The 20,989-nt window shown below is 32.8% G+C and carries 19 protein-coding genes; 14 read left to right on the forward strand and 5 right to left on the reverse strand.

The window, feature by feature from the left end; translation table 11 throughout:
* The first annotated feature begins 28 nt into the window (after positions 1 to 28).
* The 3 genes from bioB to ACN0WI_RS01545 are packed head-to-tail and all read left to right on the forward strand — an operon-like array spanning position 29 to position 2,887.
* Complete coding sequence (bioB, locus tag ACN0WI_RS01535; RefSeq protein ID WP_417884844.1) at positions 29 to 1,126, forward strand: biotin synthase BioB; 1,098 nt, start codon at positions 29 to 31, stop codon at positions 1,124 to 1,126.
* Positions 1,127 to 1,136: 10 nt separating this feature from the next.
* The gene (locus ACN0WI_RS01540) at positions 1,137 to 2,006 is read left to right on the forward strand and encodes a cupin-like domain-containing protein (RefSeq protein ID WP_417884845.1); all 870 of its coding nucleotides are present in this window, start codon (positions 1,137 to 1,139) and stop codon (positions 2,004 to 2,006) included.
* The gene (locus ACN0WI_RS01545; RefSeq protein WP_417884846.1) at positions 2,006 to 2,887 is read left to right on the forward strand and encodes a cupin-like domain-containing protein; all 882 of its coding nucleotides are present in this window, start codon (positions 2,006 to 2,008) and stop codon (positions 2,885 to 2,887) included. The genes ACN0WI_RS01540 and ACN0WI_RS01545 overlap by 1 nt, the downstream gene beginning before the upstream one ends.
* 29 nt (positions 2,888 to 2,916) lie before the next feature.
* Here the strand turns inward: ACN0WI_RS01545 and ACN0WI_RS01550 are convergent, their stop codons facing one another.
* The 3 genes from ACN0WI_RS01550 to ACN0WI_RS01560 all read right to left on the reverse strand — a co-directional run bounded on the left by ACN0WI_RS01550 (position 2,917) and on the right by ACN0WI_RS01560 (position 5,653).
* A complete protein-coding gene (locus ACN0WI_RS01550; RefSeq protein ID WP_417884847.1) occupies positions 2,917 to 3,405 on the reverse strand; it encodes a regulatory protein RecX in 489 nt (162 codons plus the stop codon).
* A gap of 83 nt (positions 3,406 to 3,488) precedes the next feature.
* Positions 3,489 to 5,027 carry an Rne/Rng family ribonuclease gene (locus ACN0WI_RS01555; protein ID WP_417884848.1) on the reverse strand — a complete coding sequence of 513 codons (1,539 nt, stop codon included), beginning with the start codon at positions 5,025 to 5,027 and terminating at the stop codon, positions 3,489 to 3,491.
* Between the two features lie 317 nt (positions 5,028 to 5,344).
* Positions 5,345 to 5,653 carry an HU family DNA-binding protein gene (locus ACN0WI_RS01560; protein ID WP_262506692.1) on the reverse strand — a complete coding sequence of 103 codons (309 nt, stop codon included), beginning with the start codon at positions 5,651 to 5,653 and terminating at the stop codon, positions 5,345 to 5,347.
* A gap of 124 nt (positions 5,654 to 5,777) precedes the next feature.
* Between ACN0WI_RS01560 and mutY the strand changes: the two genes are divergently transcribed.
* The 4 genes from mutY to gldD all read left to right on the forward strand — a co-directional run bounded on the left by mutY (position 5,778) and on the right by gldD (position 9,321).
* Positions 5,778 to 6,833, forward strand: coding sequence for an A/G-specific adenine glycosylase (gene mutY, locus ACN0WI_RS01565; protein ID WP_417884849.1), 1,056 nt, complete (start codon positions 5,778 to 5,780; stop codon positions 6,831 to 6,833).
* A gap of 95 nt (positions 6,834 to 6,928) precedes the next feature.
* Entirely contained in the window at positions 6,929 to 7,417 is a 489-nt protein-coding gene (ssb, locus tag ACN0WI_RS01570) for a single-stranded DNA-binding protein (RefSeq protein WP_417884850.1), read from the forward strand.
* A 21-nt stretch (positions 7,418 to 7,438) separates the two neighbouring features.
* Positions 7,439 to 8,758 (forward strand): gliding motility-associated protein GldE, encoded by a 1,320-nt coding sequence (locus tag ACN0WI_RS01575; protein ID WP_417884851.1) that lies wholly within the window; start codon positions 7,439 to 7,441, stop codon positions 8,756 to 8,758.
* Positions 8,755 to 9,321, forward strand: coding sequence for a gliding motility lipoprotein GldD (gene gldD, locus ACN0WI_RS01580; RefSeq protein WP_417884852.1), 567 nt, complete (start codon positions 8,755 to 8,757; stop codon positions 9,319 to 9,321). The genes ACN0WI_RS01575 and gldD overlap by 4 nt, the downstream gene beginning before the upstream one ends.
* Before the next feature lie 572 nt (positions 9,322 to 9,893).
* Here gldD and ACN0WI_RS01585 read toward each other — a convergent pair.
* Complete coding sequence (locus tag ACN0WI_RS01585) at positions 9,894 to 11,960, reverse strand: M16 family metallopeptidase (protein WP_417884853.1); 2,067 nt, start codon at positions 11,958 to 11,960, stop codon at positions 9,894 to 9,896.
* 17 nt (positions 11,961 to 11,977) lie between these two features.
* Positions 11,978 to 13,303: a M16 family metallopeptidase gene (locus ACN0WI_RS01590; protein WP_417884854.1), complete on the reverse strand. Its 1,326-nt coding sequence runs from the start codon at positions 13,301 to 13,303 to the stop codon at positions 11,978 to 11,980.
* A 171-nt stretch (positions 13,304 to 13,474) separates the two neighbouring features.
* On the opposite strand from ACN0WI_RS01590, the gene ACN0WI_RS01595 reads away from it, so the two are divergent.
* From ACN0WI_RS01595 to ACN0WI_RS01625, 7 genes are all read left to right on the forward strand, one after another.
* Positions 13,475 to 13,942 (forward strand): DUF4199 domain-containing protein, encoded by a 468-nt coding sequence (locus tag ACN0WI_RS01595; protein ID WP_417884855.1) that lies wholly within the window; start codon positions 13,475 to 13,477, stop codon positions 13,940 to 13,942.
* A 108-nt stretch (positions 13,943 to 14,050) separates the two neighbouring features.
* Positions 14,051 to 14,530, forward strand: a complete 480-nt coding sequence (gene rplU, locus ACN0WI_RS01600; protein WP_417884856.1) for a 50S ribosomal protein L21 — start codon at positions 14,051 to 14,053, stop codon at positions 14,528 to 14,530.
* 30 nt (positions 14,531 to 14,560) lie between these two features.
* Entirely contained in the window at positions 14,561 to 14,821 is a 261-nt protein-coding gene (gene rpmA / locus ACN0WI_RS01605; protein ID WP_417884857.1) for a 50S ribosomal protein L27, read from the forward strand.
* A 226-nt stretch (positions 14,822 to 15,047) separates the two neighbouring features.
* The gene (locus ACN0WI_RS01610) at positions 15,048 to 16,610 is read left to right on the forward strand and encodes a tetratricopeptide repeat protein (protein ID WP_417884858.1); all 1,563 of its coding nucleotides are present in this window, start codon (positions 15,048 to 15,050) and stop codon (positions 16,608 to 16,610) included.
* 166 nt (positions 16,611 to 16,776) lie between these two features.
* Positions 16,777 to 18,099, forward strand: coding sequence for a carboxypeptidase-like regulatory domain-containing protein (locus ACN0WI_RS01615; RefSeq protein WP_417884859.1), 1,323 nt, complete (start codon positions 16,777 to 16,779; stop codon positions 18,097 to 18,099).
* A complete protein-coding gene (locus tag ACN0WI_RS01620; protein ID WP_417884860.1) occupies positions 18,008 to 19,621 on the forward strand; it encodes a TonB-dependent receptor domain-containing protein in 1,614 nt (537 codons plus the stop codon). Before ACN0WI_RS01615 ends, ACN0WI_RS01620 begins: the two co-directional genes overlap by 92 nt.
* A 98-nt stretch (positions 19,622 to 19,719) precedes the next feature.
* The gene (locus ACN0WI_RS01625) at positions 19,720 to 20,748 is read left to right on the forward strand and encodes a phytase (protein ID WP_417884861.1); all 1,029 of its coding nucleotides are present in this window, start codon (positions 19,720 to 19,722) and stop codon (positions 20,746 to 20,748) included.
* Positions 20,749 to 20,989 lie beyond the last annotated feature (241 nt).

Below are 20,989 nucleotides of genomic sequence, written 5' to 3' on the forward strand. Positions count from 1 at the left end.
ATTTATTTTTGAATACAAATCAAATCTGATGGCTACAAAACATAATTGGACCAAAGAGGAAATCTTAGCGATTTACAATAAACCTTTAATGGAATTGCTTTACGAAGCAGCAACGGTACACAGGCAAAATCATGACCCAAATACTGTACAAGTTTCTACTTTATTATCTATAAAAACCGGAGGTTGCTCTGAAGATTGTGGCTATTGCCCGCAAGCAGCAAGATATCATACCGATATAGATGGTAACGATTTAATGAGTGTAAGCCATGTAAAAGCACAGGCATTACGAGCAAAAGCTACCGGTAGTTCTCGTGTTTGCATGGGAGCAGCTTGGCGAAATGTAAAAGATGGTCCTGAATTTGACAATGTGCTAGAAATGGTACGAACCATAAATAAACTGGATATGGAAGTTTGCTGTACCTTAGGGATGCTTACCGAGAACCAAGCATACCGTTTAGCAGAAGCAGGTTTATATGCATATAATCATAACTTAGATACTTCGGAAGAATATTATAAAGAAGTAATTTCTACTCGCGGATTTGAAGATCGATTAGAAACTATAGGAAATGTTCGTAAAACTAATGTTACAGTTTGTAGCGGAGGTATTATCGGAATGGGAGAAAAAGAAGAAGATCGTGCCGGAATGTTAGTAGCATTATCAAAATTAAATCCGCAGCCGGAATCTGTGCCAATTAATGCATTGGTAGCAGTAGAAGGAACTCCTTTAGAAGAACAAAAACCGGTATCGATTTGGGAAATGGTGCGTATGGTAGCGACCACCCGAATTGTAATGCCCGAAACGCAAGTGCGTTTATCTGCAGGAAGAACGCAAATGAGTAAAGAAGGTCAGGCTATGTGCTTTTTTGCCGGAGCAAATTCCATTTTTGCCGGTGATAAGTTATTGACTACTCCTAATCCGGATGTAAATGAGGATATGGATATGTTTAAAGCTTTAGGAATAAAAGCCCAATTACCTTTTGAAAAGAAATCGCAGCCAGAAACTGTTGAGGCTAAAGAATCTCAATATCAGGCAAAAGGTGAAAAGCCAAAATGGTCTAGGCCAGGTCACGTGATTGAGCGAAATGTTCAAACTGAAGAAAAACAAAAGGCAAAAGCAAAAGTTTAATTATAATAGTATGAAACTAAATCTTCAAGAATTACCTCGTGTAAAAGGAATTTCTAAAGAGGAATTTTTACAGGAATATTTTATTCCGCAACGACCAGTTGTTTTTGAAGATTTAGCTAAAAATTGGCCAGCTTACCATAAATGGAGTTTTGAATACTTTAAAGAAAAAGCTGGTGAAATTGTAGTGCCATTATACGATGGAAAGCCGGCTAGGGGACGGCAAAACTCTCACGGAGCTGCTAAAAAGTTACCTATAAATGAGTATTTTGATATTTTAGAACAAGGTCCTTCCGATTTAAGGATGTTCTTTTTCAATTTACTTCAAAATTGTCCAGAACTTTTAGAAGATATCAATTATCCCGATTTTGGGGTTTCATTTTTTAAAAAACTTCCTGTATTATTTGTAGGAGGAGAGGGCTCTAGTGTGGTAATGCACTATGATATGGATTTGGCCAATAATTTTCATTTTAACTTCGCCGGTAGAAAGCGAGTTTTACTATATCCACCAAGCCAAACTAAATATTTATATAAAGTACCTTTTTCAATTGTAAGTATGGAGGTTATTAATATGGATAACCCCGATTTTAAAACGTATCCGGCTTTAGCGAAAGCAAAAGGTTATGAAACATATTTAGAGCACGGAGAAGGTGTATTTATGCCTAGTAAATGGTGGCATTATATGAAGTATGAAACAGCAAGTTTATCCTTAACACTACGATCTTTTCCAAAATCACCAAAAAAAATAGCAGAAGTTTTAAATAACCTGTTGTTTATGCGAAATTATGATAATTTGATGCGTAAAATAAATGGGCAGAGTTGGATAGATTATAAGAATAAACAGGCTGTAAAAAACACTCATAAAAAGTCGAATATTGGATAATGAAGGAAGAAGAATTACAGTTAGAAGAAATACCTAGGGAAAGAGCTATATCAAAAACCGAACTTTTAGAGAAATATATTAAACCTCAGAAGCCGGTTGTAATAGAAAATTTTATTGAAGATTGGCCTGCTTACCACAAATGGCACCTAAATTATATTAAAGAAATAGCCGGTGATAAAATTGTGCCTCTTTACGACGATAGGCCTACTACTTCTGAATATAAGTTTAATGAGCCACACGCCGAAATGAGCATGAGCGATTATATCGATTTATTGGAGCAGGAACCAACCGATTATCGTATTTTTCTTTATCATTTAATGAAAGAAGTACCTGCTCTCCAAAACGATTTTAAATTTCCTGATATTGGCTTGCGAATGATAAAGCAATTGCCAATGTTGTTTTTTGGAGGAGAAAACTCAAAAGTATTTATGCATTACGATATCGATTTTGCGAATATTTTTCACTTTCATTTTCATGGAAAAAAGCAATGTATTTTGTATCCGCCTTCAGAAAGTAAGTATTTGTATAAAGTCCCGCATGCATTAATCTCTAGGGAAGATATTGATTTTACCAATCCGGATTTTCAGAAATTTCCTGCACTTAAAAAAGCAAAAGGCTACGTAGCCTATTTAAATCACGGGGAAACATTGTATATGCCTGAAGGCTATTGGCACCAAATGACGTATTTAACGCCTGGTTTTTCAATGAGTTTGCGAGCTTTGCCTAGAAGTGTAAAAAACGTTTCTAAGGCTATCTATAATTTAGTTGTTATGCGTAATCTAGATAATATTATGCGGAAATGGAAAGGCCAAGAATGGATTGATTATAAAAATGAGAAGGCTATAGAAAATACTCATAAAATGAATAATATTGAGTATTAATTTTTAATGAAAAAGGTAGGCGCGGATATCTAATTTTCGTTTGTAATTAGATCGGCTAATTTTTCAAAAATAAGTTGGCTTTCCCAACCTCGATATTGTAAATAATCAGCTACTTTTTTCTTTTTCTTTGTTATAGAAGTTTCTTTTGTTGCCTCCCACTTTTTGTCTGAAATTTCATGAAATGTCTTTAGGTAATCAGTTTCTGAAATTTCTTTTAAACCTGTTTGGATGTTTCTAGGGGAGATTCCCCGAATTTTCAATTCATTGATAATTCTTTTTTTTCCCCATTTTTTTATTCTGAATTTACCACGGGCGAAACTTTTTGCAAAGCGTTCTTCATTTAAGAAATTTTCTTGCATTAACTGTATAATAATTTGTTCTTGTGCAGCGGGAATCATATTTAATTTCTTTAATTTTTCTTCCACTTCTTTGTGTGTTCGTTCACGATACGCACAAAATTGCATCAGTTTAACAGTAGCTTCTTTAACAGTATACGTTTTCTGGTTGTCAGGCCTCATACTTGCAAAAATAAAGTTTATTCTGAATTTAAGAAAAGGGTATAAAAAAAGCCTTATAACAAAAGTTATAAGGCTTTTAAATATTATAGTATCACTTTCCCTTCATTATCGAGAAAATGGTATTCTAAGTACGTGTAAGCGTCTCTAGGTACTGTTTTAACCCAAATTTTATGATTAATAAACCATTGTAGTCTGGGTGATGGAAATCCTTTAGTTAGAAATGCTGTTATAAAGGGGTGTGCGCTAAGGGTAACCTTTTTATGTCCTTTTTTGATTACTCGCTCTAAATCGGATTTTATTTTGCCTATTAAAATTATCGGAGCTTCAATTTCTCCGTCTCCATTGGGATTTTCTTCCCTGGTTTTAATATTCATTTCCGGCCGAACGCGCTGTCTTGTAATTTGTATAAGTCCAAATTTGCTGGGAGGGAGTATTTTGTGCTTAGCACGATCATCGCTCATTTCGTCTTTAAGATGATCATACAAAGCTTTGCGATTCTCGGCTTTGTTCATATCTATAAAGTCGACAACAATAATGCCGCCCATATCACGAAGTCGTAATTGGCGAGCAATTTCTGTGGCGCTAATTAAATTCACCTCTAATGCAGTATCTTCCTGGTTCTTGGATTTATTCGAACGGTTACCGCTATTTACGTCGATAACATGCATTGCTTCTGTATGTTCGATTACCAGGTAGGCGCCTTTACTCATCGATACAGTACGCCCGAATGAAGTTTTTATTTGTCTTTCGATACCGAATTTTTCAAATATAGGAATGTTGGACTGATGTAATTTCACAATTGATTCTTTACTGGGAGCAATTTCGCTCAAGTAATCTTTAATTTGTGTATACAAAGTTTCATCATCTACACTAATAGAAGTAAAGGTGTCGTTAAAAACATCTCTTAATAAAGAGGATGCTCTGTTTAACTCTCCTAATACTTTATAGGGATAATTTGGTTTGTACAATTTCTTGCACATTGCTGTCCATCGACCTAACAAGTTTTGTAAGTCTTTGTCTAGCTCTGCTACTTTTTTGCCTTCAGCTACGGTTCTTACTATCACGCCAAAACCTTTCGGTTTAATACTTTTTACAAGGCGTTTTAAACGTTCCTTTTCTTCTTTGCTTTCAATTTTTTGAGAAACTGATACACGATTTGAAAAAGGAACCAGAACTATATATCTACCCGGTAACGAAAGCTCACTGCTTATTCGTGGACCTTTGGTAGAAATAGGTTCTTTAACAATTTGAACCAATAGTGACTGATTTGATTTTAAGACTTCGGAAATGCTTCCGTTTTTGTCTATATCTTTTTCAAAAGTAAAATTCTGTAAAGAATAATCTTTTAATTTACCTGTGCTTACACGTTTTACGAACTTAAGTAGGGATGAAATTTGAGGGCCTAGGTCATGATAGTGTAAAAAACCATCTTTACTATAGCCAACATTAATAAATGCGGCATTTAACCCTGGTACAGCTTTTCTAATCTTGGCGATAAAAATATCGCCAACATTAAAATTGTTGTCGTCTTCATCCCTGTTTAGTTCTATAAGTTTTCCATCTTTTAGTAAGGCAAAATCTACAGCAGAAGAATTGGACCGGATTATTAACTCTTTGTCCACGCTTTTAGATTTTTAACCCGAAATATTTCGGGATGGATTAAACATTAAATTATCACAGGTTTTTAGGCCTGGGAAATTCTTTATCTACTAAAAATAAAGAATTTCAATTTCAAAGAACTTTAACCTTTTTAAAAGGCTAATTACAGATATAAAAAAAGTAGTTTAAAACTACTTTTTCTTGTGACGGTTAGCTCTTCTTCTTTTTTTACGCTTGTGCGTAGCTACCTTATGTCTTTTTCTTTTTTTACCACTTGGCATAGTGTTACGTTTTAATTAATAATTTATTTTCGTTTTTCCTGTTTGCAATAATACAGGACTTATTTTACTTCTACGTTGCTTTTTACACCTTCAACAAAAATTTTTGCTGGCTTAAAGGCTGGAATGTTATGAGCAGGTATTTTAATAGTCGTATTTTTAGAAATATTCCTACCTGTTTTTTCTGCTCTAGTTTTAACAACAAAACTTCCAAAACCTCTTAAATATACATTATCACCGCTTTCCAAAGAAGTCTTTACTTCGTCCATAAAAGTCTCTATGGTAGCTTGTACATCGCCTTTTTCCATTCCTAGTTTTTCTGAAATGTTTGCTACGATATCTGCTTTCGTCATTTTCGTACTATTTAATATTATTAAATGTGGGTTGTAATTTTCAAGGGGGCAAATATAAGAATTAAATCTTCAATATTTCAAACCTAAATCATTAAATAATAACGGAATAAACAATTATTATTGTATCCGCAGAAATAAATATATGGAATTTTATAAAATATTGATTAACTGGTACTTAAAAAGTAAAAGAAAGTTGCCTTGGCGAGAAACTCAAAACCCTTATAATATTTGGCTTAGTGAAATTATGCTTCAGCAAACTCGTATTGCACAAGGTTTGCCCTATTATGAAGCATTTATTGAGGCTTTTCCGACAGTATTCGATTTAGCAAAAGCACCACAAGATAAAGTTATGAAATTGTGGCAAGGATTAGGATATTATTCTAGGGCTCGTAATTTACATGAAACTGCAAAATATATTGCTTTTGAGTGCGAAGGTGAGTTTCCGAAGTCTTATAAGGAGCTCTTAAAGTTAAAAGGAGTGGGAGATTATACTGCTAGTGCGATTGCCTCTATTAGCTATAACGAACCGGTTGCTGTGGTGGATGGAAATGTATTTCGAGTATTGGCGCGCTATTTTAATATAGATACACCCATTAATAGTACAGCAGGAAAAAAAGAATTTAAAAATTTAGCAACCGAGTTGTTAGATAAAGATCAGCCTTCTTTATTTAATCAGGGTATTATGGAATTTGGTGCCTTGCAATGTAAACCTAAAAATCCACTTTGTGAAACTTGTCCTTTTAACGATAGTTGTTTAGCTTTAAAAGAAGATAAAATTTCGGAATTGCCAGTAAAAATTAAAAAAGGAAAAATAAAGAAACGATATTTTAATTACTTAGTTTTTTCTTCTGAAGAAAATAAAACTATGCTTCAGCAGCGAGAAGGCAAAGGAATATGGAATGGATTGTATGAATTTCCTTTAATAGAAACAGAACAAGATATTGGAGATGCATTAAATATTGAGCAGTCTAAAGAATTTAAAAATATAACGGGATCTACAAAAGCTTCAGTTAGCCTTTATAATTACAAACCAATTGTTCATAAATTATCACACCAGCATATTTATGCTCGTTTTTGGTTAGTTGAGGTTAAAAATATTTCTGTAGAAAAAGCTATATTGATAGAAAATCTAGAAAATTATCCGGTACCAGTGTTAATTCAGAACTTTCTTAATGAAATTGAATTGGAAAACTTGTAATTTTGTAGATTACCATTCTTGTAATTTTTTAGTTAAAAGAAATTTTAGTTAATTTAGAACAAGAAGTCGCTTTTAACAAATTAAGACTATTTTTTATGACAGGAACGCTAAACAAAGTAATGCTTATTGGGCATACAGGAGACGATGTAAAGATGCATTATTTTGAAGGAGGTGGATCAATTGGTCGTTTTCCTTTAGCCACCAACGAGGTATACACCAATCGGAATTCTGGTGAGCGTGTAAATAATACCGAATGGCATAATGTTGTAGTACGAAATAAAGCTGCAGAAGTTTGCGAGAAGTATCTTAAAAAAGGAGATAAAGTATACATTGAAGGACGCTTAAAAACTAGAAAATGGACAGACGATAAAGGAATGGATCGTTATTCTACCGAAATTCAATGTACAGATTTCACATTTTTAACTCCTAAAGGAGAGAATGCTGGTGGAGATACTGCTAATCAAGCAGCGCAATCTCAAACTTCTCAACCTCAGCAAAAATCTGATGTTCAGAGTTCACAGAATCAACAAAGTTATTCATCACAACCTTTTGGTAATGATGATGACGATGATTTACCATTCTAAGTACAACTAAATTTTAAACTTTTGGATTCGGAACCCCCCAGTTTACTTCTTATGGTTGCGCTTGATATAACAGAGATTATGAGCGTATTAATATTATTTTTATTATTGTTTTGCTCTGCGCTAATCTCTGGTGCAGAAGTAGCATTTTTTTCGTTAACTCCAGCCGATTTTACAACTGAAGACGGGAAGCGTACAAAATCTCAGGAAACTGTAATTAGGCTATTAGAAAAGCCTAAAAAATTGCTGGCAACTATTTTGGTGGCCAATAATTTTATCAACATAGCTATAGTGCTTTTGTTCGATTCGCTTTCCGATTTTATTTTTCAGAATTTCAATCCGGTTTTATTTGGAATAAATTTAAAACTGATTTTTGAAGTAGGTATTGTTACTTTCCTAATTCTACTATTTGGTGAAATATTGCCAAAGGTTTATGCAAGCCGAAATAATGTAAAGTTCTCGGGAATAATGGCCAAGCCTTTATCGGTTTTAGATACTCTTTTCACGCCCCTAACAATTCCTATGCGTTCGGTTACATTATTTTTGTATAAGCATTTGGGAAAACAACGATCATATATTAGTATTGATCAACTTTCGCAAGCTTTAGAGCTTACTAGTAAAGAGGATACAACTAAAGAAGAACAGAAAATTTTAAAAGGTATTGTATCATTTGGGAATATAGATACAAAACAAGTAATGCTTCCTCGAATGGATATTTTTGCTTTAGATGAAGAAGATCCTTTTTCAGAAATTATTCCAGAAATAATCGAAAATGGCTATTCTAGAATACCGGTTTTTAAAGAAAACATCGATAATGTAACCGGGATTTTATATGCTAAAGATATTTTACCGCATTTAGAAAGAGAGAATTTCGATTGGGTATCGTTAGTTCGCGACCCTTATTTCGTTCCTGAAAATAAAAAGTTAGATGATCTTTTGAATGAGTTTAAGGCTAAGAAAAATCATTTAGCTATTGTGGTAGACGAATATGGAGGAACAAGTGGATTAATTACGCTTGAAGATATTATTGAAGAAATTGTAGGCGATATAAGTGATGAGTTTGATGATGAGGATTTAATATATTCTAAACTAGATGAAGCCAATTTTGTTTTTGAAGGGCGAACACCTTTAAAAGATTTCTATAAAATTATAAAATTAGAAGATCCTTCTTTGTTTGAAGATAATAAAGGTGAAGCAGATACTTTAGCAGGTTTTCTGTTAGAAATATCTGGAGATTTTCCGTATAAAAATGAAGTTATCAATTTTGGAAATTATAATTTTGAAATTGAAGCCATTAACGATCGCCGTATTAAACAAATAAAACTGACGATACTTGCACTATGAGATTGTTGAAATTCAGTTTTGTAATTTTTAGTTTACTTTTTTTAACAGCTTGTCAGCAAGAGGTGCAGCCTAAACCTAATGGATTTTTAGCTTTAAAATATCCAAAAGCAAGCTATAAAAAATTAAGTTTGCCATGCCCTTACGTTTTTGAAAAAAATACAATTGCCAATATAAGTTATCCTAAACATCGTAAACCTTGTTGGTTTAATGTAGACTATCCATTGCTTAATGCATCGGTTTTTATAACCTATCAGCCTGTGAAAAACAATTTAGATTCGTTACTTGCGGATGCCCAAAAATTACCATTAGAACATACTATAAAGGCTGATGCAATAGAGGGAGATATTTATACCAATCCCGGTAAAAAAGTGTATGGTATGTTTTACGAATTAGAGGGGGACGCAGCTTCTCAAGCACAATTTTATATTACCGATAGTGTACATCACTTTTTAACGGGCGCTTTATATTTTAAAGCGCTTCCTAATTACGATTCTATATATCCGGCAGCAGCTTATATTCAGAAAGATATAAAGCATTTAATGGAAAGCGTTCAGTGGCAATAAAATTTTCTACTTTTTATTCGGAATTTCAGTTTAGAATATTTTTGGTCTATTTTATTGAAAATAAGAGGAATACTTCTTTTATTTTATATGTGTAAACACTTTTAATAACACTCCTTTTAGGATTTATATCCTCCCAAGATAAAATGAATAAAAAATCTTTCTTGAAGTATTTCTGAAGCCTATGAAGGTTGTTGGTTTAATACTAAGTGGCGCTTCTGTATATGATACTGAAAATTATATATTCAATTTTAGGGGTTGTAGCAGCTTTTGTTATGGGGTTAAAGCGACATCTAATAAGTGGTGTTTCAGTTTTGGCAGTAACTAAAGTTTAATTATTTCTGTATTATTATTTCAAATTTATTCTAGAATTTTTCATCAAAATTTGTCAAATAGTATAATTCAAAAATCTGTTAGATTTGTGGCTATTTTAGTAACAGGAGCAGCTATGATTTTATTTAATAGTAAATTGATCGAAATCTATTATTGGGATTAATAACAAATGGAAAAGTAGATTTTTTTAAAATAAAAAAGCCGGTTTTAAACCGGCTTTTTCGATAAGTAATATGCTTTATTTATTCAAAATCAGCATCGCTAACTCCTTCATTAATTTTAATCTCTTGAACTTTTAAATCAAAAGATTGTGGACCTACGCTTTGCGAAATAGTATATGGTAATTTTACACCACTTATTTCTTTATAGTCACTATAAACAGTAGGAATACTCATTGTTTGTCCCATTTGAGATACTGTTGTAAGCGATTTAACTTTTAGTCCACTCTCGATATTGTAATAATTGGTAGTATTTTCATTTACTTTTACCGCGTAAGCATCACCACCTTCTACATTTTCAATACCAGTAACTTTAGCAGTTTCATCAATAGAAAGTTCAGGGAAAGGTTTTGCTTCTATTTTTATAGCTTTTATCTGATCGTCATTCATAGGCATTTTTTGGCCTTGCGCCATCATATAACCCGTTTCTCCATTATATACTTGTTTCTGCATTACGTTCCCCATTAAACTAATAGATTGTGAAAATTTACCAGCTTTCGTTTTACGTTGCTCTAAGCTTAATTCTTGCCCTTGGATATTTGCAGTAGCTTTCAATAGAATAGAAGTTACTTTTTCAGTAGCATCTTTACCTCCGATAGCATCAATATAATCAGAATAGATTTTTTCTACATTTATCGAAGGATCTAGCTCTTTTTTATAATCAGGTTTTTCGATTTGTTCTCCATCTTTATTAAAATAATTAATAGAAATCGATTTTCCGTTATAAGTTATTTTTTCTAGGTTCTCTAAAACTTCGCTTCCCTTTCCTGCAATTACAATTCGGGATTGATCGGCAAGGAAATATTTTTTAGCCACTCTTTGTATATCTTCTATGGAAACTTTATCGATATTTTCTAAGTATTTTTTATAAAAATCTTTGTCTAGATCTTCAGTTTCGATTTCCATAGCAAAAGCAGCAATTGTAGAAGGCTGTTCTAAGCTAAGTACAAAATCTCCGGTAAGTTTAGCCTTAGCATTTGCTAATTCTTTTTTAGAAACTTTTTCATTTCTAATCTTGTTGATTTCATCTAAAAATGCAACTACGGAGCTATCAGTAACTTCGTTACGTACACTTGCACTTGCTATAAAAGTAGCTGCGTATTTATCGTTACCGGTTCTGGAATAAGCTCCATACGTATAGCCTTTATCTTCTCTAAGGTTTAGGAAAAGTCTTGCTTCGCCACCGCCACCTAAGATTTTATTGGCTACTATTGCGGGAAAATAATCTTCCTGATTTTTCTGAAGGTTAATTGTGTTTACTAAAGCTATTTCACTTTGCACAGCATTTGGCATGTCAACAAAGTCAATTTCAGTTTGTTTTACATTTTTAACTTCGGGAATATTCACCTCAGGAATTGCCGTTTGTTTCCAGTTCGAAAACTCTTTCTTAACTAAGTTTTTTACTTCTTTTTTGTTTACATCACCTACGATAACTAAATACGCATTTGTTGGAGAAAACCAAGTTTGGTAATAATCTTTAACATCGGGAAGACTAAGATTTCCTATCGTTTCCTGAGTTTCGAATTCTCCGTAAGGATGATCTTTACCATAAGCTAAGGCTGAACGTACTCGGCTTGCGTTATAAGCCACATCTTTTTCGTTGCTTTTTAGGTAATCTTTCTCACGAGCAATAGATTTACTAAATTCTTCTTCAGTGAATTCTGGATTAATAACTCCGTCTGCCATTAGGTGAAGAATTTCCGGGAAATATTTAGAAAGAGTGTTTGCAGAAGCTCCTCTAGAGTTAATATTTAATCTGGCACCTAAATAATCTACTTTTTCATTAAACTCATCTTTAGGAATATTAGTTGTTCCTTGTCCTAAGAGCTCGCCCATAATTTTGCTTACTCCAGCTTTTTTACTTTCGGAGTGTGGCGGATTGTCGAATTTGAGAGACATCGAAACTCTTGGTAATTTGTGATTTTCTACCAGCATTACGGTTAAGCCGTTAGTCAATGTAAAGGTCTCTGGCTCTTCTACTTTTACTTTTGGAGCAGGACCAGGTTCTGGCATAGTGCTACGATCAACCTGAGCGTTGAGCCCAAGAACTCCCAAAAGAAATACTGTTATTGCTATTATATTTTTTTTCATTTTCGTCTAAATTGGTTTTATTCCGCTTTCTTTTCTTCGGATTTTGGTAAGTAATCGATAATTACTCGTTGGTTTGGTTTTAGATATTTGTTAGCCACTTCTTTAATTTCTTCTCTAGTGATGTTTCTATAAATATCTATTTCTTCATTAATTAGACTTGTATTATTATATAAAAGGTAGTTTCTGGCAAGTGAGTTAGCAATACCTTCAATACTAGAGTTTGAATTTACAAAGCTATTTTCTGCTTTATTCTGAAGTTTTTCGAAATCGCTTTCAGAAATCAGTTCGCTTCTAAGTTTAGTTATTTCTGCTTCTATTTCGGTATTTAATGTAGCTAGGCTAGTTTCACCTTGTGGTAAGGAATATAGAAGGTACATACTATAATCTTCTTGCTCTAAGTTAACTGCTCCAACCTGCAATGCAATATTTTGTTGGTCTACTAATTTTTTATAAAGTTTAGAACTGTTTCCGTCACTTAAATATTTGGAAATCATATTTAAAACATAAGAGTCCTTATTGCCAAATTCCGGAGTTCTATAACCAATAATTGTCATTGGAATCTGGATGTTAGCATCGTAAAATTTTGCATGGACTTCTTTGGTAATTGGTTCCTCTTTTGGGAGATTTCTTACTACGTCTTTACCAGAGGGGATAGGACCAAAATAATCTTGAACAAGTTTCTTGGTGTCTTTAATATTAATATCTCCTGCAACAACTAATACAGCATTGTTAGGAACATAATATTTTTTGAAATAGTTTTTAAATTCCTGTAATGTTGCTGCATCAAGATCTTCCATATAGCCAATATTAGGATCTTTATAAGGATGTTTCTCGAACATATTTTTTTGCATAGCAGGTAGAATGTTACCGTAAGGAGAATTATCCATTCGCATTCTTCGCTCTTCTTTTACAACTTCGTTTTGAGTGTCTACACCTTCTTGGCCAATTACCGGATGCATCATTCTTTCAGACTCCATCCAAAGCCCTAATTCTAGGTTGTTTGATGGAAAAGTTTCATAATAATAAGTTCTGTCATTTGTAGTGTTTGCATTGTTCTTGCCTCCGTGTGAGCTTACAATCTCAAACCATTTACCACGACCTATATTCTCGGTACCTTCAAATAATAAATGTTCAAAAAAATGGGCAAATCCTGTTCTTCCATCTTCACGATCTTTTCCTCCTACATGGTACATTACAGAGGTGGTAACTACAGGAGCTGAATTATCTTGGTGTAAAATTACATGTAACCCATTATCTAGATTATATTCCGTATAATCTACTTTTTGGGCAAAACCAGCAATACCGAGAAAGAATATCCCGATAGTTAGCTTTAGTTTGTTCATAGTATCAATTTTTATAGATTTCAATATATAGGTGTAGTTATAGCTTTATTTGTTACAATTTTTTATATTTCAAATATTTAACATTTTAAGCTTAAAAAATATAAATTAACAAGCTTTTAAGTGATGTTTTTATTTTTTTTTGTGAAATTAAGCTGAAACTAAACTCTAATTATGAAAAACAAGACATCAATTACCTATGGAATAGTGATTGCTATAGCATTATGTGCATATTTCTGGATATTAAATGGATTATTAGGATTAAGTAGTGCTGCTTTTAGTTTTGTAAACTGCCTTATTATGGGAGCAGGCATTTGGTTTGCTATTAAAAAGAAAAAAAAAGAACAAGCAGGCTTATTTAAGTATGGCGATGGTTTTACAACCGGATTAGTAACGGGTTTTATAGCAACTACTATTTTTACAATATTCTTTGGAATATATGCCGGTGAAATAAATCCAGATTTTTTAGATGAATTTCTAACAATGTGGCGTAGCGATTACGAAATTAGTATTCCAATAGTATTATTTACCGTTTTTGCTATGGGTGCAGCCACTACATTTGCTTTAACATTAGCATTTATGCAGTTATTTAAAAAAAGCTGGAATACTACTGAAGCAGAGAAACATAAGCTTTCGAACTAAATTGCTAGAAGTCTTTGTAAATTAATTATTTAAAATTATATTTGCACCCGCTTTGAGTAAAATTGAAGTTTATTTTTGATTATTTAAGTAATTAATTAACAGAACACTATGTACGCAATTGTAGAGATAGCAGGGCAGCAATTTAAAGTTGCAAAAGACCAGAAAGTGTTTGTTCACCGTTTGCCAGGAGAAGAAGGAGACAGCGTTTCTTTCGATAAAGTTCTTCTAACAGGAGACGGAGACAACATTACTGTTGGCGCCCCGGCTATAGAAGGTGCTCTTGTAGGAGCAAAAATTAATCGTCACCTTAAAGGAGATAAAGTAATTGTCTTCAAAAAGAAAAGACGTAAAGGTTACAAAGTTAGAAATGGTCACCGCCAGTATTTAACAGAAATTGTAATCGAAAGTATTACTGCTAAAGGTGGTAAGAAAGCTTCTGAAAGCAAATCTGAAAAGAAAGAAGAAGCAAAGGCTGATAATGATTTAAGTAAGCATACAGTTGCAGAGCTTAGAGAAATGGCGAAAGAAAAAGGTGTTGAAGGATATTCTTCAATGAAAAAAGCTGAATTAATTGAAGCTTTAAGTTAATTATTAATATACTAAAAACCTTATTATAATATGGCACATAAGAAAGGAGTTGGTAGTTCCAAGAATGGTAGAGAGTCAGAATCGAAACGACTTGGAGTGAAGATTTTCGGAGGTCAAGCGGCTATAGCAGGTAACATCATTGTTAGACAACGTGGTACTGCTCATAACCCTGGCGAAAATGTATACGCTGGAAAAGATCATACTTTACATGCTAAAGTAGACGGTGTAGTGAAATTTACTAAAAAGAAAGACAATAAGTCTTTTGTTTCTGTTGTTCCTTTTGAGGCATAAGAAATAATTTTTAGCACATTATAAAAATGCCCTTTCAGGATTTCCTGAGAGGGCTTTTTAGTTTATAAAAAATAGATAAAATTTTGCAAATAGTAAGATGATCCTTTTTAGAAGTCTTTTTTATAGATAACACGATATATTAAGTTTTAGACTTTACAGTTTTATAATAAGTAACTAACGTTAGCTTTAAAGTAGAAAGGTAAATTTAAAGCTTTACATCATTTTTATGAAGCTGTTTAGTTTTTCAGTTCTATTTTTTATTTTTCAACTGCTGTTAAGTCAAAATTCTTCAATAGAATATACTGATTCTATATTTTTTGAATATAAACGGCAGCTAACCCAAGCAAAGTTAGATGGAAATATTTTTCAAGTTGCAAAAAAACAAGTACATTTAGGCGATTACTATCAATCTGTAGAAATTAATACCCAAGCTATAGAGCGTTATAACGATGCGCTTTCAGTTTTAAAAGATCAGTTTTCAGAATTTCAAGTAATCATAAAAAATAAAATAGGGCTTTCTTATATTGAGTTGAAAAATTATGCTAAATCTCGAGAATATCTAAATGAGAGCATTTTAATTTCAGAAAAAAATAACTTTACAGAACAGTTAGCATTTGCAGAGAGTTTATTGGGTACAACATTCGAAAAAGAAACAGATTATTTAAGAGCTTTAAAGCATCAGAATAAAAGTTTACAATTATATCTCGATTTAAAAAACGAAATAGGAATTGGAACTGTTTACGAAAATATAGGTAGCGTTTACGAAGATATAGAACAGTATAATAAAGCACTGAATTTTTTTATAAAATCGAATAAGCTTTTTTCTGATTTAGAGAGTAGTGCTCGGGTGAATGTAGTTAATAATATAGCCGATATTTATCGAAAAACCGGAAGGCTTAAAGAAGCCCTACATTTTACTAATAAAGCTTTACAACTAGCAGAATTCTATAAAGATAACCATCAGATAGAAAGTGCACATAAAGATTTATCTAAAGTTTATGTGCTATTGGGTGATTATAAAAAAGCATTCAGCCATTTATCAATTTATAAAAAGTTACAAGAAGCAGGATTTTACTCCCAAAACTTTAAACAACTTAATGCGTTACAAACTATTTACGATACCCAAGAAAAGGAGTCTGAAATTGCCTTGTTAAAACAGCAAAATAAAGTAAGTGAAGCAAACCAAAATTTACTAATTATTGGAGGAACTTTACTAATTTTAGTTATAGGTGGTGTTTTCTACTTTTATAATAAAAAACGTAAAGAAACTGCTAGAGTACAAGTGTACGAACAGAAGTTATTAGAAGTAGAATTAGAGAAAAAAAGTATAGAAGAGAAAAAACTTCAAGATGAAATACATTTAAAAACAGCTTCCCTTTCTAAATACAGCCTAAATATGGCTCAAAAAAATAAGATGATTGCAGAGGCATCATCTACGTTGCAAAACCTTGCTTTACGATCTTCAATGGATCCGATTCCCAAAATTAAAAGTTTAGCTAAAGAATTAAATAAAAGTTTGGCTGATGAAGAGGAATGGGATGAGTTCTTAAGTTTTTTTCAAGAGATTCATCCTCAATTTATAAAAAATCTTTCTGAGATTTCTAATTCCAAATTATCATCAACCGAGTTGCGTTTAGCAATGCTACTCCGTCTTAATTTATCTTCTAAAGAAATTGCTGCTATTCTAAGGGTAACACCAGATAGTGTTCGTGTAGCTCGATATCGATTACGAAAAAAACTTCCCATAGAACAGAAACAAGAATTAGTCAATTTTATGCTTCAATTTTAATAGAATTTCGAGCTTCTTTTAGTTAAGGTTATTGTAATGTAAAGTAATCTTAAATGTTGCCTTGTTGTAGCCGCTAAAAAATGATTTGTTAACTCTTTGTTGCTATTGTTTATTTTATTTAAACCCCTGTAAAATATAGTTTTGGAGTATTATAAATACTAAATAAATGAAACAAATCAACTATTTAAAATTAATTTTTGTAACGCTATTTGTAGCTTCAAGCTTTAGTTTTTTACAAGCACAAAATGGCGCAATTAAAGGAAATATTATAGACGATAACGGAATGTATGTTCCTGGAGCGGCAGTAATGATTTCTGATTTAAATAAAGGAACTACTACCGATTTTGATGGTAATTTTACATTGGTAGAAATTCCTGCAGGAACACATATATTAGTAGTAAAATATTTAGGATATGAAGACCATAAAGAGGAAATACAAGTTTCTGCTAACAAAACTTTAACCGTAGAGCTTACACTAAACTCGGCTACCACTACATTAGGAACAGTTCAATTAATTGGAGGAATAAGTGCACAATCTAGGGCACTTAATACACAAAAAAACAAACAGAATATTACCAATATCGTGTCTACCGATCAGATTGGTAAATTCCCAGATGCTAATATTGGTGATGCGGTAAAACGAATTCCAGGAATCACCATGCAAGTCGATCAGGGAGAAGCCCGAAATATTATCGTGAGAGGTTTAGCTCCGCAGTTAAATTCAGTTACACTTAACGGAAGTCGAGTTCCTTCAGCAGAAGGAGATAATCGAAATGTGCAGATGGATCTTATCCCTTCTGATATGATTCAAACTATTGAAGTTAGTAAAGCTGTAACTCCAGATATGGATGCCGATGCACTTGGTGGCTCTGTTAATTTAGTAACTCGTTCGGCTCCAGAAGATTTTAGGTTGGCTGCAACTTTAGGTTCTGGAATAAACTTTATAACCGATAAACGTATTTTAAACGGATCGATCTTGGTAGGAGACCGAACTAATGATGGTAAGTTTGGGTATATGATTTCTGCTTCTATAAACGATAATGATTTTGGCTCTGATAATGTAGAGGCTGAATGGTCTAATGAATTTGAATATAATACTGGTGTAAAAGATAGCGAAGGAGAAGATATTCTTGAAGAAGAGGCCGTAAATCCGTATGCGAGTGAATTTCAAAATAGAAAATATTTAGTACAACGAGTTAGGCGAAGTTTTTCACTAAATCTAAATTACGATTTCGACGATAATAACAGTATTTACTTAAAAACCATGTACAACTGGCGAGACGATCGTGAAAATCGATTTAAGTACGCTTCTGAAATTTTAGATGCAGAAGATATTTCAGCAGACGATTATACAATATCTAATGGAAATCTTATACAGTTTCCGGCAGAAGCCAAGCGTGAAACAAAAGGAGGTACACCAACCAGGAGGAAGAACCCAAAATCGACGTTTAGAAGACCAGCGAATGCAAAATTATACGTTAGGAGGTAAGCATTTATTCGGAAAATTAAAATTCGATTGGATGGGATCTTATGCTAAAGCTTCAGAAGAGCGTCCAAATGAACGACATATTAGTTGGAAATCTGAATATGCTGTTAATAACGGTACTAATTTAGAAAAGCCTATACATACTCCAGTAAATACTATTTCTCCATCAGATTTCGAATTAAAAGAGATTACAGAAGAATATCAATATACAGAAGAAGAAGATATAAACTTTTTCGCAAATTTCGAGTTACCAGCAAACTTCTTTAATCAGGAAGAAGGGCTTGTTAAATTTGGAGTAAGAGGTAGATTTAAAAACAAAAATAGAGATAATAATTTCTTCGAATATACCCCAGAAGGTGGTTTTGAAAGTATGGCAGATACCGATATTGTAAGATATAATGGAGACGATTTTTTAGCAGGCGAGCAGTATCGCCCTGGATTTTTTACTTCTCCTGAATATCTAGGATCATTAGATCTTAAGAATTCTGATTTATTTGAAGAAGAATCGATTCCAGATGAATATCTAGGAGAAAATTTTGAAGTTAGCGAGAATGTATACGCAGGGTATATAATGGCTAACCAACACCTATCAGATAAGTTTTCTGTTTTGGCAGGTATCCGTGTAGAGTCTACAGAAATAGAAAGTACAGGGAATGAATTTGATGCAGAAAATCCGGAAGCAGGATTTAGCGAAGTTTCCGATGAAAGCTCGTATACTAATATTTTACCAGGTATTCATTTGAAATATGATGTTACCGATAATACTATTTTACGTTTAGCTTGGACAAATACTTTAGCAAGACCAAATTATATAGATTTAGTGCCATATCGACAAAGAAAAGATGATGAGGTTTCTACTGGTAACCCGGAATTAGATCCAACCACTTCAATGAATTTTGATTTTATGGCAGAGCACTACTACCGCTCGGTAGGATTGCTTTCTGGAGGTGTTTTTTATAAACGCTTAGATAATTTTATTTATACCAATAGATCTGATATCGATAATAGTTTAATTCTATTTAAACCTTTTAATGGAGAAGATGCAACTATTTATGGAGCGGAAGTTTCTTTCCAACGTCAATTAGATTTTTTACCGGGATTTGCTAAAAACGTAGGTGTTTTTCTTAATTACACATATTTACATTCTGAGGCTAATGGTATTAGAAATGAAGATGGAGACATAAGAGAAGGTGATTTAGAATTGCCAGGATCTTCTCCTAATATGTTTAATGCATCACTTTCATATAGCGGTAAGCGTTTTAGTGCACGATTATCAGGTAATTTTTCAGATGCTTATTTAGATGAGTTAGGGGGGAATGCTTTTGAAGATCGGTATTACGATGAACAATTTTTCTTAGATTTTAATATGACTTATTCCATAAATAAAAACTTAAGATTTTATGGTAAACTGAATAATATAACTAACCAACCATTACGGTATTACCAAGGTGTGTCTAGCAGAACAATGCAAATGGAATATTATAGTCAACGTTTAACAGTTGGCCTTAAATATGATTTATATTAAATATGAAGCTATTGAGTAATCGCTAAAAAATCAAATACAAAATTTAAACCTGGCAATATAGCAGTAGTAGGGTTTTAAAAATATATAAAGTAAAAAGAATGAAACGAATAAGTTCAGTATTAATTTGTCTAATCCTAGCTTCATGCGGACCAACATTACCGGAAATTTCACCAGATGTAGTTACCGATAAAACTCCACATGATACCGATGATCCTGCAATTTGGGTGAATAGAGAAAATCCGGAACAGAGCATTGTTTTTGGAACCGATAAAAATACCGATGGAGGTATTTATGCTTTCGATTTAGATGGAAAAATCATCGAATCTAAAACTTTAAAAAATCTTAAGAGGCCGAATAATGTTGACGTAGAATATGATGTGAAGCTAAACGATAGTTTGGTTACCGATATTATGATTTTTACAGAAAGAGAGCGAGAACAAATTCGAATATTTTCGGTACCAGATTTAAAACCGCTAGATAATGGTGGTTTTAAAGTATTTCAAGATACTCGCGAGAACGAAATGAATTTACCGATGGGCGTTTCGATCTATAAATCGCCAAAATCGGGAAAGACCTATGCTATCGTAGGTCGAAAAAATGGTCCTAAAAAAGGCTATTTGCACCAAATAGAATTAGTGTCTTCAGAAAATGGATTTATGCCAAAAGTAGTGCGTAAATTTGGGCTTTTTAGTGGTAAAAAAGAAATAGAAGCAATTGCTGTAGATGATGAATTAGGGTTTGTTTACTGCTCAGATGAAGGTAATGGTATTCGAAAGTATTATGCAGAGCCTGATATGGGGAACGAAGAATTAGCTCTTTTTGGAGGGAACCATTTCACAGATGATATCGAGGGTATTGCCATTTCAACGTATTCTAACGGAAAAGGACAGATTATAGTTTCCAACCAGCAGGAGGGAACGTTTAATTTCTTCAGCAGAGAAGATAATAGTTTTGAATATGCCTTGAATTTAGGAACTACAGAAACCGATGGTTGTGAAGTAATAACAACTCCTTTAGGAGATAAGTTTCCAAACGGATTATTTGTAGCAATGAATGATAATGATGAGAGTAACTTCTTTTATTATAATTTAAGTAGGTTGAAAGAACCTGTAGATGCTGAACAATAATTACTGTTAATTCAATTTAGAATACATTTTATATTCAAAAAAGAAGCCTGGCATTTGCTAGGCTTCTTTGCATACAAATGAAGAATTAGCTATTAACCTTCAAAATATATCGCAGAAAATCCTTTTAGCATATTGTTATTTACAGAAGTTGTATCTCCAGAATTTTATCAGAAAAAGCAATAATTTTTTGACTCCCATTGGCTATATCAAGTATATAAGTTATTATATTTCAATAATTAGA

This window comes from Zunongwangia sp., assembly GCF_048269745.1.
GTDB lineage: Bacteria > Bacteroidota > Bacteroidia > Flavobacteriales > Flavobacteriaceae > Zunongwangia.

Bases quoted from the DNA above. Each gene is read 5' to 3' on its own strand.
- bioB (WP_417884844.1), top strand. From the start codon at position 29: ATGGCTACAAAACATAATTGGACCAAAGAGGAAATCTTAGCGATTTAC.
- ACN0WI_RS01540 (WP_417884845.1), top strand. From the start codon at position 1,137: ATGAAACTAAATCTTCAAGAATTACCTCGTGTAAAAGGAATTTCTAAA.
- ACN0WI_RS01545 (WP_417884846.1), top strand. From the start codon at position 2,006: ATGAAGGAAGAAGAATTACAGTTAGAAGAAATACCTAGGGAAAGAGCT.
- ACN0WI_RS01550 (WP_417884847.1), bottom strand. From the start codon at position 3,405: ATGAGGCCTGACAACCAGAAAACGTATACTGTTAAAGAAGCTACTGTT.
- mutY (WP_417884849.1), top strand. From the start codon at position 5,778: ATGGAATTTTATAAAATATTGATTAACTGGTACTTAAAAAGTAAAAGA.
- ssb (WP_417884850.1), top strand. From the start codon at position 6,929: ATGACAGGAACGCTAAACAAAGTAATGCTTATTGGGCATACAGGAGAC.
- gldD (WP_417884852.1), top strand. From the start codon at position 8,755: ATGAGATTGTTGAAATTCAGTTTTGTAATTTTTAGTTTACTTTTTTTA.
- ACN0WI_RS01585 (WP_417884853.1), bottom strand. From the start codon at position 11,960: ATGAAAAAAAATATAATAGCAATAACAGTATTTCTTTTGGGAGTTCTT.
- ACN0WI_RS01590 (WP_417884854.1), bottom strand. From the start codon at position 13,303: ATGAACAAACTAAAGCTAACTATCGGGATATTCTTTCTCGGTATTGCT.
- ACN0WI_RS01595 (WP_417884855.1), top strand. From the start codon at position 13,475: ATGAAAAACAAGACATCAATTACCTATGGAATAGTGATTGCTATAGCA.
- rplU (WP_417884856.1), top strand. From the start codon at position 14,051: ATGTACGCAATTGTAGAGATAGCAGGGCAGCAATTTAAAGTTGCAAAA.
- rpmA (WP_417884857.1), top strand. From the start codon at position 14,561: ATGGCACATAAGAAAGGAGTTGGTAGTTCCAAGAATGGTAGAGAGTCA.
- ACN0WI_RS01610 (WP_417884858.1), top strand. From the start codon at position 15,048: ATGAAGCTGTTTAGTTTTTCAGTTCTATTTTTTATTTTTCAACTGCTG.
- ACN0WI_RS01615 (WP_417884859.1), top strand. From the start codon at position 16,777: ATGAAACAAATCAACTATTTAAAATTAATTTTTGTAACGCTATTTGTA.
- ACN0WI_RS01625 (WP_417884861.1), top strand. From the start codon at position 19,720: ATGAAACGAATAAGTTCAGTATTAATTTGTCTAATCCTAGCTTCATGC.